Genomic DNA, 16520 nt, shown 5'->3' on the forward strand with positions numbered 1-16520 from the left:
AGCAAAAGCGTGCGCCAACTGCCTTTGCCTTTCTTCACTATTCACTATTCACTACTCACTATTCACTGCCTCGGAAATAGCGAATAAAGCAAAAGCGTGCGCCAACTGCCTCTTGCCTTTCTTCACTATTCACTACTCACTATTCACTACTCACTATTCACTACTCAGCATTCACTGCCTCAAAAATATCTCCCAATCGTGAACATAAACTTCCTGTCTCCGTTGAAGCCGATTGCAGGCCCGATCGTCACCACGCCCAGCGGAGTCTCCGCAACAATCCCGAAGTAGACATCCTCGCGTGTCACCGTCGCCTGGTCCGGTGCACGCATCTGTCCCAATTCAAACGTTCCGCCTATGTAGATGTTCCCGCTGATCGGCGGTTTTGCCGCGTAAATCCGGTGCATATATCCGGGTGTGGCCAGCCAGTAATCCGTTCCGCGCAATTGGTCAATCGACTGCGCCGCCAGCCGCAATGGTCCGCCCAGCGTATACCGGAACGGCTCCGCGACGTTGCGATTGAACATTGACGCGCCTTCAACCTTTCCCAGAAAAACATTCTTCCCGGCAAACGTGTGTGCGCCTTCAACCTGTGTGTAGAACTGCGGTGCAGAAGGACTTCCGGGCGTGTCGTAGAGATATCCGAAGCTGCTCGTGACCCTCAGGCCATAACGCGGCACCAGCGCGCGATCCTGCGAGTCATACACGTATCGAATTCGTGCTGTCTGCGATTTCCCCGAGTAGTCCGGCAGATTGTCGGCACCGGTTGTTACGTGCCACTGCACATTGCTGATCGTCCATCCGGCGCGCAACTCCTGTGTCCTCGTGTCGGTCCATCCAATGTCGCCCCCGATCCCGCCAATCTGCGACTGCCTCTCCGAGATTCGAGTACTCGAATCCGGCGCGGCATAGATGTAGTACGGCTGGCGAGTGAGATTCGCACGCGGTGCCACGAACAATCCTGTGGGTCCGAACAGATGGAAGTATTCGCCCTCGACCTGTGTCAGAAATCCGAGATCCACCTTCCCCCGCAACTCCGAGCCATATCCGCCCAGATCCTGGTAGATAAAAATGCTGTCCACTGTAGCGCGGGTCACACCGGCAGTCTGCGCCTCCACATTGAAACCCACGCCAAGGAAAGGAGGTCCGTTCTTCTTGTCCTCCACATCCACCAGCAGAATCGGCCGGGTGGAGTCCTTCGTGTCATAGCCCACCGTGTAGTCTGCGTTGTATCGCCCGTCAGCCCGCACGTCCGCCAGCAACGCACGCATCTTGGCGTCATCCACCGGCTGATTTACCAGCGGATCGAATTTGAGATGCACCGCCTCGGCTACCTCCGGAGTCGGCGCCTTCACCTTCACTGTCAGCACAGTGCCCGCGGGCGGCCGCTCCTTCGCGTGCCGCTTCGCCATGTACGCCTCCCACTGGTCATCGGGCAGGGCGTACTTCATCAGCTCAGCCTTGTGTGCCTCCGTGGCTGCGTATCCGCGTGCCGCCAGCTCCGCCGTCTTCGAGTAGTCGGTTGCCGTGAACCCGCTGATGTCCGGCATGATCACCACATTCGCCAGCTTGCGATCGCGCGCCTCGTTCACCTCAATGCCCACCGCAAACGCGCGCTGCAGCACACCGACGATCGAATCCAGATCGCCCTTGCCAACCGCGCCCAGCGGCAGGCTGAACGCGATAATCACATCGGCCTTCATATCCTTCACATCCGACGTCGGCAAATTGTCCAGAATTGCCCCATCCACATACTCATGCCCATTCATCTCGAACGGCTGAAAGGCTCCCGGCAAAGAGGCAGAAGCGCGGACGGCGTCCTGCAGGGACCCGCGCGAGAACACCACGCTCTTGGGATCTGTCAGGTCCGTCGCCCGGCACCGGAAGGGGATGGGCAAACTGTTGAACTCGATCTGGTCGTTGTAGCGCATGAACTCTCTGTCCAGCAGTTCGTTCAGCCCCGAATCCGTCAGCAGCGCGTTCCGCAGAGACACCCCATGCTTCAGCCCAATCGAGATCCCGTTTGGAATGTCGCGCGCGTCCTCACGCCGGCGGAAGCTCTTCGCGGAGTACGACGTTCCTATGCGAAAGATCCGGTTCACCTCCGCCGGGTCCAGCACGTCTTTCATCTGCTCCGGCGTCACACCGGTCGAGTACAGCGCGCCCAGGATCGAGCCCATGCTCGTCCCCGCAATCACATCGACGGGAATATGGTGCTCATCCAGCCACTGCAGCGCACCGACCTCCGTAATCGCCAGCGCTGCGCCTCCGCCCAGGGCCAGGCCAATTACAGGCCGGTTCGTGGGCAGCCCCGTCGGCGGTGGCGCCGGATCCAGGGGTCCCAGACGCAGGACCTTCCCGCTCGCCGACTCTTCCGCGGAGCTCGCGGGCTTCGACTGCGAGGTCGTATCCTGTCCGCTCTTCTGGGCCTCGCCCTGTTTTGCGGGCTGGTTCTTCTGACCCATTCCCGTCGCCGCGTCAGACGGCTTCTGTGTCGGCGGCATCTGTCCCGACGAAGATTGTGTCTGCTGGGCGACACAAAATGGCCCTCCAGCCGTAAAAATCAGTGCGCAAAAACCGCACAAAAACGCTCCAAAACGCGTAAAAAACAGCCTTTTTTGCAACATGATTTTTGGGCCTCGCTCCAGAATCGCACACAGATCACGCCCCAAAAAACCGCCAATTCTGTTTGTGATTCACCGCGATTAGACGCAAAACCACGCGCGCCCGGATGGTTCAGTCGCTCATCTAACTCATGCGGAATGTGTAATTTCGCTGACGAGCTCAGCGACTGTATTCGTGAAACAGCGCCGGAAACTGCCGTTCCAACTCCGCAATCTTAGGGATATCGCACACCTGAATGTACGGATTCTGCGGATTTTTGATCGCATAATCCTGGTGATATTCCTCGCCGACGTAGAAATGTTCGAGAGGAACGATCTCGGTAACTATAGGCTTTTGAAAGACATGCGCGGCATCCAGTTGCTTCACATAGGCTTGGGCGACCTCGCGCTGCTCCTCGTTCGTATAGAAGATCGCGGAGCGGTACTGCGTGCCGACATCGTTTCCCTGGCGATTTAGCTGCGTGGGATCGTGAACCACTGAAAAGAAGACTCTTAGCAGCGTTCCGTAGCTGACCTTTTCGGGGTCATAGATGATCTCGAGCGCCTCGGCATGGCCCGTGCGGCCAGAGCAAACTGCCCTGTAATCAGCAGTTTCCTTTGCGCCACCCGTGTAGCCGACGGTCGTCTTCTCCACGCCCTTCACCCGCTGGAAGACCGACTGCACGCCCCAGAAGCAGCCGCCGGCAAAGACCGCGGTTTCGCGCTGACCAGCTTCCCATCCGCTCTCCGGCGCGACTATGTCATTGATTGGAGCGGGGATAGGCTCCTTATGAGTTCCAGCGATTGCCATGTGTGCCTCCTGAATGCTGTCGATGATTCGATGGCGGACAGCTCAGCCACGATGCGCCGACGGGATGAACCACGGTAGTTAACACCCGCCTCAACTGCTACTTGAGCTGTTACTGAACTATCAACATTCGGGTGAACCAAGGGAGTTAACAGCTGCCTCAAGCTGTACTTTAGCTGTTACTCGCCGGCTAATAGCGCGCCTGAAACTCGGGGTTATCCGGGGGGCCAGTGCATGGCGCGGCCGCCCAGCAGATGCAGGTGCATGTGATCGACAGTCTGGCCGCCGTCCGGTCCGGTGTTGATGACGAGTCGATAGCCGCGATCGAGTTTTTTGGCGCGGGCGACTTCGCCGACAGCCCACAGCAGGTGGCCGAGCAGGTCGGTGTCGGCGGCGACTGCTTCGGCATGCGAACTGATGTGCTGCTTCGGGATCACAAGCACATGGGTAGGGGCCTGCGGATTGATGTCGGGGAAGGCGAGGACGCGGTCGTCCTCGTACAACTGCTCGACGGGAATGGCGCCGGAGGCGATTTTGCAGAAGAGGCAGTCCATAGGTAGTGAATAGTGAAAAGTGAATAGTGAAGAAATGCAAATTCACTGTTTTTTGACGTACTTCGGCTGCATGCCTTCGGCCCAGGGGTCGTAGGCTTTGGCGAAGGCTGCGCGGCGGCCGATGGCGGGGTGGTCGTAGGTCCAGAACTCGATGAAGCGGCTGGGATTCGGGTCGGAGAGGCCGGTTTCGCCGAGCACGTCGAAGGCGCCTTTGGCGGCGGATTGCGGGTCTGCGACGATGCCGTGAATTGCCTCCTGCCCGTAGACGTCGGCGGCGTGCTCCGTGGAGCGGCTGATCGTGCTGGTGATGGGCTCGAGGAAGATGCTGAACAGGCTGAAGGCGAGGAGGAGCACTGCCAGCGCGGCCCAATCCTGCTGCGAGGGAATCCGCCAGTTCGGACCGAACCGTGCAATCGCCCACTGAATGAAATGGAAGCCGAGGAAGAGCAGGATGAAGCTGCCGATGAAGCTCATGATCAGGCCGCGCACGATGTGCTTCAGAACATAGTGGCCGCTCTCGTGGCCGAAGATGAAGAGAATTTCGTCGGGTGTGGCTTTCGCGATGGACGTGTCCCACACAACGACGCGCTTGGAGTGGCCGAAGCCTTCGACGTCAGCGTTCAGGGTTGTGGTCTTCTCGGAGGCTTTCATCAGGAACATTCGCTCGGGCGGAATGTTCATGTGGCCCTTCTGCACGACTTGCTCGAGTTTGGCGACGAGCGCGGGATTTGTTTTCGCCAGAGGCTCGTAGTGGTTGAAGATCGGCTCGATGTACGGCATGGCGAAGATGCCGAGGATCGTGATGGGAATGGTGAATGCCCAGAAGAGCAGCCACCAGCGGCGGGGCAGCCTGCGGATCACCCAGAACAGCAGCATCAGCAGCAGGCCGCCGATGATCCAGCTCAGCAGAAATGACTTGCCCTGATCGCCGAACCAACTCGCCCAACTCTGTACGGAGAGGCCATATTTAAGCGAGAGGTGGTGCGAGTACATGTCGAGTGGAAGTTCGAGGAGCGTTGACACGAGGAGGAAGAGCAGCAGGAATAGATAGCCTTGGGCCCAGCGGTTGCGTCCGATGGCAACGGCGCGATCGCGCATCCACGCGATTACGCCAAGCCATAGCAGCAGCACGATCTGGACAATGCCCCAGATCTCGTCGGCGAAGTGCATGGTGATGTGCACGGTGGCGAGGTGCTGTGCCTTGGTGAGTTTGTCCGGTGGAAGCGAGTAGTCGGGAAGGTTGCCGTGCACGGGCGCGGCGGCGATCTCCTGTGCGGCGTATAGGTTCGCTGCGTGTTCCGCGGGTGTCTCACGCGAGCATCCCGCAAACATGAAGCAGAAGATTGCACACAGTATGGCTAAACAGCGCTTCGGCATTTGATTCCTTGTGAGCGAGATGATTCGTGCGGTCCAACGTGGCTCAGATAAATGATGCCCAAGCTTACCTCAGGGGCTGAAGCCCCTTTCTTTGTGAGCGCTTACGGCATGGCTGAAGCCATGCCCCGAAGAAACAAGCTTCTTCAGGGAGGCGGGATGAATGGGTGCGTTCGGTATCTATGGGACGGGCCTTCAGCCCTTTCAGGTCAGGCGCGGCGGACCTGGGGCTGCGGGCACGGAAACGCGTGCCCTGCGCCCCAGGCTGGTATATTGCGCGCCGTTGGCGCATGGTGATCGGGATTGCTGCGCGTTATGTGCTCGGGAGAGGCTATTGCCACGTCGAGTACACTTGAAGACACCTTTGCTTCAGATTGGTTTCCGTTGAACTCTGTTGCGCTGCACGTGCCCGTCTTTCCTAACGCAGTCCGCCCTGTTAAGAAACTCCGCGGCTCCTCGGCAATTCTCGTGCTTCTGCTCGCCGCTTCTTCGGCGTTTGGTGCCTCCTCGAGCGACGCGAAGCTGCCTGTGCGTGACCCCTCCGCGCCGGCGGCCGACACGGTTTTGCTGGACTCAATGCAAGCGGAGCTTTCTCGCGCGATGTCTGCGCTGGGGACTGGCGCATCCGCGAACGCCTCGGCGCCGGCGATCAAGCCATACTTTCTCAGCTACTCGGTTTCAGACAACGAGAACGTCACGATCACGGCGCAGTTCGGCGCGCTGATGAACTCTGCTGCGAGTCACAATCGGATTGCGGATGTGCAGGTTCGCCTGGGAACGCCGTCGCTCGACAACACGCACGGCGACCAGCGCACGAGTGCGCTGACGACGATGCCGCTGCCGCTGACGGACAATCGTGCGGCGATCGAGCGCTCGCTGTGGTTTGCGACGAACCGCGGGTACGCGAAGGCGCTGGACGCGCTGGAGAAGGTGAAGACCGAGCAGCAGGTGCGCGCGAAGGAGGAGGACACCTCCGCGGATTTTTCGTCGCAGAAGCCGATCGATGATGTGCTGGCCTCCGCGCCGCCGCTGGACGTGGATCGCGCCGCGTGGGGCGACCGGCTGCGCGCGATCAGCGCGGTGTTCCGCAATCACGAAAACATTCTGTACGACATGGTGATCCTGCAGGTGGCGCACGAGACGGATTACTTTGTCTCGAGCGAAGGATCGCGGATCGCAGCACCTGCACAGGTCGCGCGGCTGATTGTGCTGGCTCGCACGCGCGCGGCGGATGGAATGGATCTGTTCCGCGCGGAGACGTTTGAGTCTGATGCAGACGGCAAGCTGCCGGACCAGGCGGCGCTGCTGGCAAAGACGGAGGCGATGGCGAAGAACCTCGACGACCTGCGTACAGCGCCGATCACGGAGCCTTACAACGGACCGGCGATTCTCTCCGGCCGCGCGGCGGCGGTGTTCTTCCATGAAGTGCTTGGACATCGGCTGGAAGGGCAGCGGCAGCGCGGGGATGAAGAGGGTCAGACGTTTACGAAGATGCTGGGCAAGCCGATTTTGCCGAGCTTTTTGTCGGTTGCAGACGATCCGACGATGGCATCACTGAATGGAAATGCGCTGAGCGGACACTATCTCTTCGACGATGAAGGCCAGCCAGCGGAGCGTGTCGATCTTGTCGACAATGGCGTGTTGAAGGACTTCCTGATGTCACGCGAGCCGATTGCGAGCTTTGCGGAATCGAACGGTCATGGCCGCGCGCAGACGGGCAGAATGCCCACGGGGCGGCAGGGCAATCTGATTGTTACGTCGACGAAGACTGTGCCTGAGCAAGAGCTGCGCGACATGCTGAAGGCCGAAGCGAAGAAGCAGGGCAAGGCGTACGGCTTGTTGTTCGAGGACATCAGCTCGGGCTTCGCCGTGACGAATCGGCGTTCGCCGCAGGCGTTCCAGGTGATTCCGCTGGTGGTGTATCGCGTGTATGTGGACGGGCGGCCGGATGAGTTGGTGCGCGGTGTGTCGATAGTGGGAACGCCGCTGGCTGCGCTGAGCAGGATCATCGCGACGGGCGACAAGCAGGATATTTTCAACGGCGAGTGCGGCGCGGAGTCGGGAACGATTCCGGTGAGCGCGGTGGCGCCCGCGATGCTGGTGAGTGAGATTGAGACGCAACGGCAGGCGCAGGGGACGGCAAGGCCGCCGATTCTGCCGCCTCCGCCGATTGACGAGAAGACGCCGGCGGCTGCCGCACAGAAAGGCGGCAACTGATGCGTTGCACTTCACTAATGATGGCCGCTGTTCTCGTTGTATCGCCGATGTTTGCGCAGCATCATGCCGCCACGCCGGCGAAAGTGGGTGCAGATTCCGATCCGCTGCTGAATGCGATGAAGGAGGAGCTCACGCGCGAGCAGCAGTCGCTTGTGCTGCCCGGCATGCAGCGGCCGTACTTCATCCAGTACCGGCTGGAGGATGTTCACACGTACGAGGCGATTGCCAACTATGGCGCGCTGACTCGTGAGACCGAGAGTCATCAGCGTGCAGTGCGCGTGGAGGTTCGGGTCGGCGACTACACGACGGATTCGAGCTCTGCGCGCGGCGATGGGGCTGTTGAGCTGGCGCCGACGGACAACGATCCGAACGCGCTGCGGTTTGCGTTGTGGACCGCGACAGATGATGCGTACAAGAATGCGCTGCGTTTGTATGCGGCCAAGCAGGCAGCGCTGAAGCAGTATCAGACGCCGCCGACAGCGAATGATTTTTCGCCGGAGAAGCCGGTTACGCGCATCGAGCCGCTGCTCACGATGGATCTGGATAAGGCGGAGTGGAAGAAGCGCATCGTCGAGGCGAGCGGACTGTACGCGACCGATCCGGCGGTGAAATCGTTTGCGCCGGATGTGCAGATGTCGAGCGTCAATGTGTCGGCGATGGTGGTGAACCGGTACGTGGTGAACACGGATGGCACGATGCTGCGGCATGGCTATGCGGGCTACCAGGACATGGTGAGCGTGGGCGGGCAGGCGGCTGACGGGATGCAGCTTGGCCGCGACAACGGATCGACGTCAACGACAGCGGCGGGGCTTGAGAGCTGGGCGTCGATGCGTCAGCGCGTGATTGATAATCTGCAGACGTTTAATGCGCTGCGGCACGCGCCGGTGGTGGAAGCTGAGGATTATCACGGGCCTGTGCTGTTCGCAGGTGATGCGGCGGCGGATGTGTTCAATCGGCTGTTCGTGCCGAACATTGAGGCGGATCGCCCGGAGATGGGAACGACGGCGCGCACGCAGGGAGCGTATCAGTCGAGCCTGCACAGCCTGGTGCTGCCGACGTACATCAACGTTGTTGACGACCCGACGGAGCGCACGTTTGAAGGGCAGTCGCTGCTTGGAGCGTACAACGTGGACGATGAGGGAGCGACCGCGACCCCGGTGACGCTGGTGAAGGATGGCGAGCTGGTGAACTATGACGTTGGGCGCGAACCGGTGAAGGACTTTCCGACGTCGAACGGTCACGGGCGGGCGATTCTGGCGCAGGCGGCACACTCGCGCGCGGCGGTGGTGATTGTGAAGTCGACGCAGAACCTCACGGCCGAGCAGATGCGCGCGAAGCTGCTTGCACTGGCGAAGGAGAAGGGCAAGCCAGTGTATGAGGTGGAGACGCTGGGCGGTGGCGAGTTGATGCCGCGGTTGCTGTATCGGATTTCGCCGGACGGAAAGCGCACCCTTGTGCGCGGTGCGGCGTTCGATGATCTCGATCAGCGGGCGCTGCGCGCGGATATCATTGCGGCCGGCGGCAAGCCGTACGTGGCACAGGCGATCGCACCGGTGCCGGAGACGACGATTGTTCCGTCGATTTTGTTCGACGACATCACGGTGAAGCGGGCAAGCCAGGAGCAGCAGAAACTTCCGTATTACGCGCCTCCGTCACTTAACTAATCAAGCTCCTGAGCCCGTCCATGTAGGATGACGAGCACAGGAGATTTGCATGCTGATGAAGTGTGTTGCCGCGCTTGCGGCCGCTGTTCTTTCTGTCGCTCCCGTCGCTTTCGCGCAGCAGGGTGTGCCCGCGCCGTCGGTGCAACCGCTTCAGCAGATGCCGTACTCTCCGTCGCTCGATTTGACGAGCATGGACCGCAGCGCTGACCCGTGCGTGGATTTTTATAAGTTCTCCTGCGGCGGATGGATGAAGAACAATCCCATTCCCGCCGACCAGGCGTCGTGGAGCGTCTACGCGAAGCTGGCGAATGAGAACCAGCAGTTTCTGTGGGGCATTCTCGAGGAGGATGCGAAGGCGACGAACCGCACAGCCGTGCAGCAGAAGGTCGGCGACTACTTCGAGGCGTGCATGAATACGGCTGCAATCGATGCAGCAGGCATCAAGCCTGTCGAGCCAGGCTTCGCGCATATTGACTCGTTGAACACGCGCGAGGAGCTGGTGGCTGCGATCACGCCGCTGCATCATCTTGAGCCTGGAAGCTACTTCTTCAACTCCGGCACCTCACAGGACGCCGTTGATTCGTCGTTGATGATTGCGGAGCTTGGCGCTGGTGGCCTGGGCCTTCCTGATCGCGATTACTACCTGAAGACGGATCCCCGCAGCGTGAAGCTTCGCGAGCAGTACCTCGCGTACGTGCAGCAGATGCTTGTGCTCTCCGGCGAATCGGCCGACAAGGCGAAGACGGATGCTGATGCGATCATGCGCATCGAGACTGCGCTCGCAAAGGCATCGCTCACGCGCGTCGAGCGTCGCGATCCGCACAAGACCTACCATCCAATGACTCTCGCGGAACTTTCGCAGATCGCGCCGGCCATCGATTGGCAGAATTACTTCCGCGTTCAGGGGGCGGCAAACATTCCGAAGCTGAATGTGTCGCAGCCGGAGTTTATGAAGGCGGTGCAGGCAGAGCTGACGAACGAACCGCTCGACGCGCTGAAGGCTTATCTGCGCTTTCACCTTATCTCGGCGACTGCGCCCATGCTGGCGCACAACATCGAGCAGGTGAACTTCGATTTCTATTCGAAGACACTGCGTGGCGTGGCGGTGGAACCGCCGCGCTGGAAGACCTGCGTGCGCGCGGTGGATCGCAACCTCGGCGAGGCGCTTGGACAGGAGTTCGTGGCACGCACCTTCTCGCCGCAAATGAAGCAGCAGACGCAACTGATGACCGAGCAGATCGAGACGGCAATGGGCGAGGAGATCAAGGGGCTGGACTGGATGAGTCCCGAGACGAAGGCCGAGGCGCTGCGCAAGCTTCACGCGATCCGCAACAAGATCGGCTATCCCGCGACGTGGCGCGACTACACGGCGCTTGAGGTGAAGCGCGACGACTACTTCGGCGATGCCGTGCGAGCCTCGCGCTTCGAAGATGTGCGCGAGTGGAACAAGCTGGGCAAGCCGGTGGATCTGAACGAGTGGGGCATGACGCCGCCGACGGTGAACGCGTACTTCAATCCGCAGATGAACGACATCAATTTCCCGGCGGGTGTTCTGCAGCCGCCGCTCTATGACCCGAAGCTGGACGACGCGCCGAACTATGGCAATACCGGCTCGACGATTGGGCATGAGCTCACGCATGCGTTCGACGATGAGGGCCGCCAGTTCGACGCCAAGGGGAACCTGCGCGACTGGTGGACACCCGCGGACGCTGCCGGATTTGAAACGCGCATCAACTGCATTCGCGATCAGTATGCGGGCTATGTTGTGGTCGACGACCAGCACATCAACTCGAAGCTGACGAGCGGAGAGGATGTTGCGGACCTCGGCGGCACGCTGCTCGCTTATATCGCATGGAAGAAGCAGACGGAAGGCAAGCCGCTGCATAACTTGGACGGCTTCACGCCAGACCAGCGGTACTTCATCGGCATGGCGCAGTGGGCTTGCGAAAACACGCGGCCCGAGGACCTGCGCCTGCGCACAGCAACGGACCCGCACTCGCCTGGGTTCGCGCGCGTGAATGGTGTTGTGGCGAACATGCCGGAGTTCCAGAAGGCTTTCAGCTGCAAGGTGGGCCAGCCCATGGTGCATACGCCTACCTGCAAAGTCTGGTAGCGCGCACTGCTCGGAAATCCGATCTGTTGAGGCGCCGCAAGACAAAAGAAAGCCCGGACAGGGGATTGTCTGTCCGGGCTCGGTGCATCTCAACGGAGGCATTTTGCCCCACGTGGGTAGAGAGGGCTACGCCTTCTTCATCCGGCGGCGAAGTACGCCAGCGGCACCGAGGAGGCCAGATCCCAGCAGCATGAAGCTGCTCGGCTCAGGAGTTGCGGTGGCTGGGGTGAAAGGAAGATTGCCCTGCAACACTGCCGGTGCACCGGCAACCTCGGCATAATCAAGCACGAAGCTGTAGGTACCTGCGGTAGCGTTGAATGAGGTGGGTGTCGCTCCGGTCGGCCCCGGAGTGTTGATCACCGCCACACCGTTCAGGTACAGGACCATGCCGTCATCATGTTCGTAAGTGTAAGTTTGGGTTGCCAGGGTTACCGTTCCCGTGATCTGGAACAGGTCGTTGTTAATGGCGCTGCCGTCCGTGCTGTGCTGATTGCCGCCGGTGAGATAGGTGACAGTGTCACCGTTGCCGGGATGCGCCCCCAACGCCGACGTGGTCAGGAAGCTGGTAAGGTCGTTGTCGTCGGCGCTGTAGAAGTTCAGGATCGCGGTCGGGTCGGAGTTGGTTACGGTGGCTGTGATGGTAGGAGTGGTACCGTAGATTCCCATGTTGCCGGCCGCGTTGTTGGCTGGAACGTTGCTGGTTGTTCCGCCGGCCCAGATGCTGATGTTGAGAGTGTCAGCCTTTGCCGAACTGGCGACGAAGAGCCCGATTGCTGCGAAGGCAACCGGAAGTAGACGCAGATTGAATTTCATCGAAATATGCCTCGAGGTGGGATTCAGTTAAGTTGTGGTGCAAGCCTGCCTTCATTCAGGCACTTCGTGGGCCATTTGCAGATATGTGGTCGACAGGGGTTTTTCGAGTTTTTGGCCTATTTTCCTCACTCTTGGCGAGAATGCGTCCTCAACAAGGGGATGCGTGTGCAACCTTTTGCACGGCAAATGAGGACGAAGCCGCCACTGGCATATGTCATGTATTGCAGCGGCGCATTCCACGAGTTGCGTCTGCGGATTGTGTCGCAATGAGTATGAAAACATTGGGCAAATAACCGCAGATTCCCGTTTACCTCGCAAAGCTTTGCGCAGGAATGCGTGAGCCGCCGGTGTGGTTGCTGTGGTCATTGGACTTAGCCAATGAGCACTATGGAATGCGAATTGCACTAGATGCTGCAGTTCTTCTCTTATGTTGACGACAGTTAGGCCCCGAGGTGTCCCTGTGACACTGACCGGGACAGGTATGCCTGAAAAGGCTGACGTCTGTTCTCAGTGGCCAGCGGTAATGGGGACGACTTAAGGGCTTCGCTCCGCCTTCTAACGAAGTTCCGCGACTGAGGAGGACAAAATCCTCCCCGTACCTGACGTGTGACTGTTCCGTTTCACGGGTCACCGGGCCCCCCTGCGGCAACCATTTTGCGGTGAACGAGGAGAAATTATGAAATTGATTAAAGCTTCAGTCTGTGCACTTGCGTTGTGCCTGACCGCCGGACCGATCTGGGCTGCAACCCAGACCTACTATGGCGGCTTCGAAGATACGACGCCCGGCGGGGATCACGATTACAACGACCTGGTCTTTTCGATCAGCGGAAACGGCCTCACGATCAATGCGGCGGGCGGCGAATGGTTCACCGAGCCCACGCTGGGTACCAGCGGTAGCCCGTTTTGGAACAACGCGTCCAGTGATGGGCCGAACTACAACGTCGGCTATTGCATCTACGGCGGCGGAACCTGCAACGGGGGCGTTGGGTTGGACACGAATGCCGAGTATCTGGCGACACCTACCGGCGGCAACCTAAGTGACGTTTATTTCACCCCCGGCGCAGCAGTCGGCAGCGATGCTGCGATGGTCTATCTGGACATCACCGCCGATACCGACATTCTTGGTTGGGAATTGACCAGCGGTGTGGGAGGGGTGCATCTTTTCGGCGGCCCAGGCAGTTATAGCTTCGCTCCGGGCGGGAACTTCGAATTAATTGGACAAGTCAACGGATCGACAGACTACGCCTCGAATAGCAGCGCGCAGTTTGCGTTCTTTGCTCCGGCACCAGAGCCGAGCTCCCTGGCACTGCTGGGGACTGGCCTTCTGGGAGTTGCAGGGACGTTTCGGCGGCGGATATTCAAGAAGTAAAGCTGCTTGTCCGCATGCAGAGGACCCCGCCCCGGCGGGGTCCTTTTGTTGTGCCGGGCGGAGGCAGGAGCAGCGCCACAGCTTGCTTAGGGTAAAGCTTTTCATCTGACTCCTAGGCTGATTCACGTTGGGGCTCCCCCAAGACATTTTTATTGCCTTTTATTCGCCTTCAACGGGCGCCTGCGGAGGTACTTTCGGGCCTGCCATTTCAGCGCCTGGCATGGTATACTTTCAGTACGGGAGAGAATGCGAAAATCCCTGTATTTATAGGGGTTTGCGAGTACTCGAAGAGCATCAGCTCCCGGCCTGACTGGAGCCCTACTGCGTGCCTGAAAACGTTGCCCCCGCGACCTCCCCGACGACTCCTCCGCCTCCCACCGGAAACTACACGGGCGAAAACATAACGGTGCTGGAAGGGCTGACGGCTGTCCGCCTTCGGCCGGCCATGTACATCGGTTCGACGGGCGATATGGGTCTGCATCACCTGGTGTATGAGGTGGTCGATAACTCGGTGGACGAGGCGCTGGCCGGCTATGCCACGCGCATCGACTGCACGATCCACGCTGACAACTCCATCACGGTTGTGGACGACGGTCGCGGCATCCCGGTGGACAACAAGACGCTGCCCACCGGCGAGACGATGCCCGCGGTGCAGGTGGTGCTCACCAAGCTGCATGCGGGCGGCAAGTTCGACGCGAGCAACTACAAGGTATCGGGCGGTCTGCACGGCGTCGGTGTGTCGTGCGTGAACGCGCTAAGCGAAGAGTTCGACGTGGAGATCTGGCGCGACGGGCACGCGTGGGAGCAGGACTACTCCAAGGGCGAGCCCGTCAGCGAGCTGCGCAAGATGGGTACGTCGAAGCGCCGCGGCACGAAGGTTCACTTTTTGCCTGATCGCTCGATCTTCACCGTCACCGAGTACAACTACGACACACTTGCCGGGCGTCTGCGGCAGCTCGCCTTCCTGAACAAGGGCATCGAGATTACTCTCACCGACGAGCGCGCCACTGACCCCAAGACCGGCGAGTTCAAGGCGCAGAGCTTCAAGTACAACGACGGCATCGCGGGCTTTATCAAGCACCTCAATAAGGGCAAGCAGGTGCTGCACGACAAGCCTATCTACATGGAAGCCGAAGTTGGCACGCTGGTCATGGAGATCGCGCTGCAGTACAACGACTCCTACTCGGAGACGGTTTTCTCGTTCGCCAACAACATCAACACCGTTGACGGCGGAACGCATCTCTCGGGTTTCCGCACCTCACTCACGCGCACCATCAACGCGATTGGCCAGTCCATGGGCCTCTTCAAGGACGTGAAGGAGAACCTTTCCGGCGACGACGTTCGCGAAGGCCTCGTCGCGGTTGTCAGCGTGAAGCTTCCGCAGCCGCAGTTCGAAGGGCAGACCAAGGGCAAGCTCAACTCCGATGTCGCCGGCCAGGTGCAGGCGTTCGTCAACGAGCGCCTCGGCGCGTTCCTCGAGCAGAACCCTCCAGTCGCGCGCAAGATCATCTCGAAGGCGATCGACGCTGCGCGCGCCCGCGAGGCTGCACGCAAGGCCCGGGATCTCACTCGCCGCAAGGGAGCACTCGATGGCGGCGGTCTTCCGGGCAAGCTCGCCGACTGCTCCGAGCGCCGTCCCGAGATGTGCGAGCTCTACCTCGTCGAGGGTGAGTCGGCCGGTGGCACCGCAAAGCAGGGACGCGATCGCAAGTTCCAGGCGATCCTTCCGCTCAAGGGCAAGATCCTCAACGTAGAGAAAGCGCGCTACGACAAGATGCTCGGGCACGAGGAAATTCGTGCGATGATCACGGCGCTTGGCACCGGCATCGGCAAGGACGACTTCGACATCGCGAAGCTGCGCTACGGCAAGACGATCCTGATGACAGATGCCGACGTCGACGGATCGCACATCCGCACGCTTCTGCTTACCTTCTTCTTCCGTCACATGGGTGAGCTCATCAAGCGGGGGAATGTGTACATCGCGCAGCCGCCGCTATATCGCATCAAGAAGGGCAAGTTCGAGCAGTACATCAAGGACGACCGCGAGTACGTGACCGTGATGATCAAGCGCGCGGCGGATGGAATGATGATCCGCTACGGCGACAACGGCGCGAAGCTCGAAGGAAAAGAGCTGACGAAGTACATGTCGCAACTCAATGACTATCTCGGCCACTTCGAGAAGGTTTCGAAGAAGCTGCGCAACGAAGAGGTGGTGCAGGCCTTCGCCGAGATCTTCGCCAACGAGGGCAAGGACGCCGCGCGGCGCGCCGACTTTGAATCGCCTGACAAGCTGAAGAAGATGCGCGCGAAGCTGCAGGAGCTCGCGAAGCCTTACCAGTTCAAGGCTGTGTCCGACGTCGAGAAGGACCCCGAGCACAATCTCTATGTCGTTTCCTTCACGGACGCGCAGGGAGCGACGCGCGCCATCGACTGGACGCTTGCGTCAGCACCCGAGTCCCGCCAGCTTCTGGCCAAGCAGGCGCAGCTCGGCGATGCGCTGCACGGTCCGTTCCTCATCGAGTACGCGGGTAAGGAAGCCGTCGCGGCCTCGAAGACCGCTGAAGAACAGGCCGAGCAGGATCTCGAGAACACTGAAGAGGTGGAGCTCGAAGGCGCAGTCGACGTCGGCGCAGCTCCGGCCGCCGCCAAGCCTGCAAAGCGCAATTCAAAAGTCGCGCAGGATCCAGTCGAGAAGAAGTCGCCGCGCGAAGTCTTCGAGTACGTCATCGAGCAGGGCCGCAAGGAATATCAAGTGCAGCGATACAAGGGCCTCGGCGAGATGACCGCGCCGCAGCTATGGGAAACCACGATGGACCCCGCGCGCCGCACCTTGCTTCAGGTGAAGCTTGAGGACATCGCCGCCACCGAAGAGATATTCACCACGCTGATGGGTGAAGACGTTGAGGCTCGCCGCAAGTTCATTGAAGAGAACGCGCTGGACGTGAAGAACCTCGACATCTAGCCAGGCCGCGATCTTTCAGACGCCCGGCGTCCTCGTGAGAGGTGCC

At 60.1% G+C, this 16520-nt stretch carries 10 protein-coding genes; 5 read left to right on the forward strand and 5 right to left on the reverse strand.

What is annotated here, in order from left to right; all coding sequences use genetic code 11:
• Positions 1-179: 179 nt before the first annotated feature.
• The 4 genes from VGU25_15275 to VGU25_15290 form a co-directional block, all read right to left on the reverse strand.
• Positions 180-2501: a patatin-like phospholipase family protein gene (locus VGU25_15275; protein ID HEV2578565.1), complete on the reverse strand. Its 2322-nt coding sequence runs from the start codon at positions 2499-2501 to the stop codon at positions 180-182.
• Positions 2502-2781: 280 nt separating this feature from the next.
• Entirely contained in the window at positions 2782-3411 is a 630-nt protein-coding gene (gene msrA / locus VGU25_15280) for a peptide-methionine (S)-S-oxide reductase MsrA (GenBank protein ID HEV2578566.1), read from the reverse strand.
• Between the two features lie 212 nt (positions 3412-3623).
• Positions 3624-3962: a histidine triad nucleotide-binding protein gene (locus VGU25_15285; GenBank protein ID HEV2578567.1), complete on the reverse strand. Its 339-nt coding sequence runs from the start codon at positions 3960-3962 to the stop codon at positions 3624-3626.
• A 42-nt stretch (positions 3963-4004) separates the two neighbouring features.
• On the reverse strand, positions 4005-5339 hold the full coding sequence (locus VGU25_15290; protein ID HEV2578568.1) for a M48 family metallopeptidase: 1335 nt from the start codon (positions 5337-5339) through the stop codon (positions 4005-4007).
• A gap of 381 nt (positions 5340-5720) precedes the next feature.
• Between VGU25_15290 and VGU25_15295 the strand changes: the two genes are divergently transcribed.
• From VGU25_15295 to VGU25_15305, 3 genes are read left to right on the forward strand one after another with little or no spacing between them, the layout of a single operon-like run.
• Positions 5721-7553: a metallopeptidase TldD-related protein gene (locus tag VGU25_15295; protein ID HEV2578569.1), complete on the forward strand. Its 1833-nt coding sequence runs from the start codon at positions 5721-5723 to the stop codon at positions 7551-7553.
• Positions 7553-9217, forward strand: a complete 1665-nt coding sequence (locus VGU25_15300; protein HEV2578570.1) for a metallopeptidase TldD-related protein — start codon at positions 7553-7555, stop codon at positions 9215-9217. Before VGU25_15295 ends, VGU25_15300 begins: the two co-directional genes overlap by 1 nt.
• Before the next feature lie 49 nt (positions 9218-9266).
• Positions 9267-11330, forward strand: coding sequence for a M13 family metallopeptidase (locus VGU25_15305; GenBank protein HEV2578571.1), 2064 nt, complete (start codon positions 9267-9269; stop codon positions 11328-11330).
• Between the two features lie 126 nt (positions 11331-11456).
• Here the strand turns inward: VGU25_15305 and VGU25_15310 are convergent, their stop codons facing one another.
• The gene (locus VGU25_15310) at positions 11457-12143 is read right to left on the reverse strand and encodes a PEP-CTERM sorting domain-containing protein (protein HEV2578572.1); all 687 of its coding nucleotides are present in this window, start codon (positions 12141-12143) and stop codon (positions 11457-11459) included.
• A 676-nt stretch (positions 12144-12819) separates the two neighbouring features.
• Between VGU25_15310 and VGU25_15315 the strand changes: the two genes are divergently transcribed.
• Together VGU25_15315 and gyrB are read left to right on the forward strand one after the other, a co-directional pair.
• Complete coding sequence (locus VGU25_15315) at positions 12820-13512, forward strand: PEP-CTERM sorting domain-containing protein (GenBank protein ID HEV2578573.1); 693 nt, start codon at positions 12820-12822, stop codon at positions 13510-13512.
• 325 nt (positions 13513-13837) lie between these two features.
• A complete protein-coding gene (gyrB, locus tag VGU25_15320) occupies positions 13838-16474 on the forward strand; it encodes a DNA topoisomerase (ATP-hydrolyzing) subunit B (GenBank protein HEV2578574.1) in 2637 nt (878 codons plus the stop codon).
• Positions 16475-16520 lie beyond the last annotated feature (46 nt).

It is taken from the genome of Acidobacteriaceae bacterium, from assembly GCA_035944135.1.
GTDB lineage: Bacteria > Acidobacteriota > Terriglobia > Terriglobales > Acidobacteriaceae > Granulicella.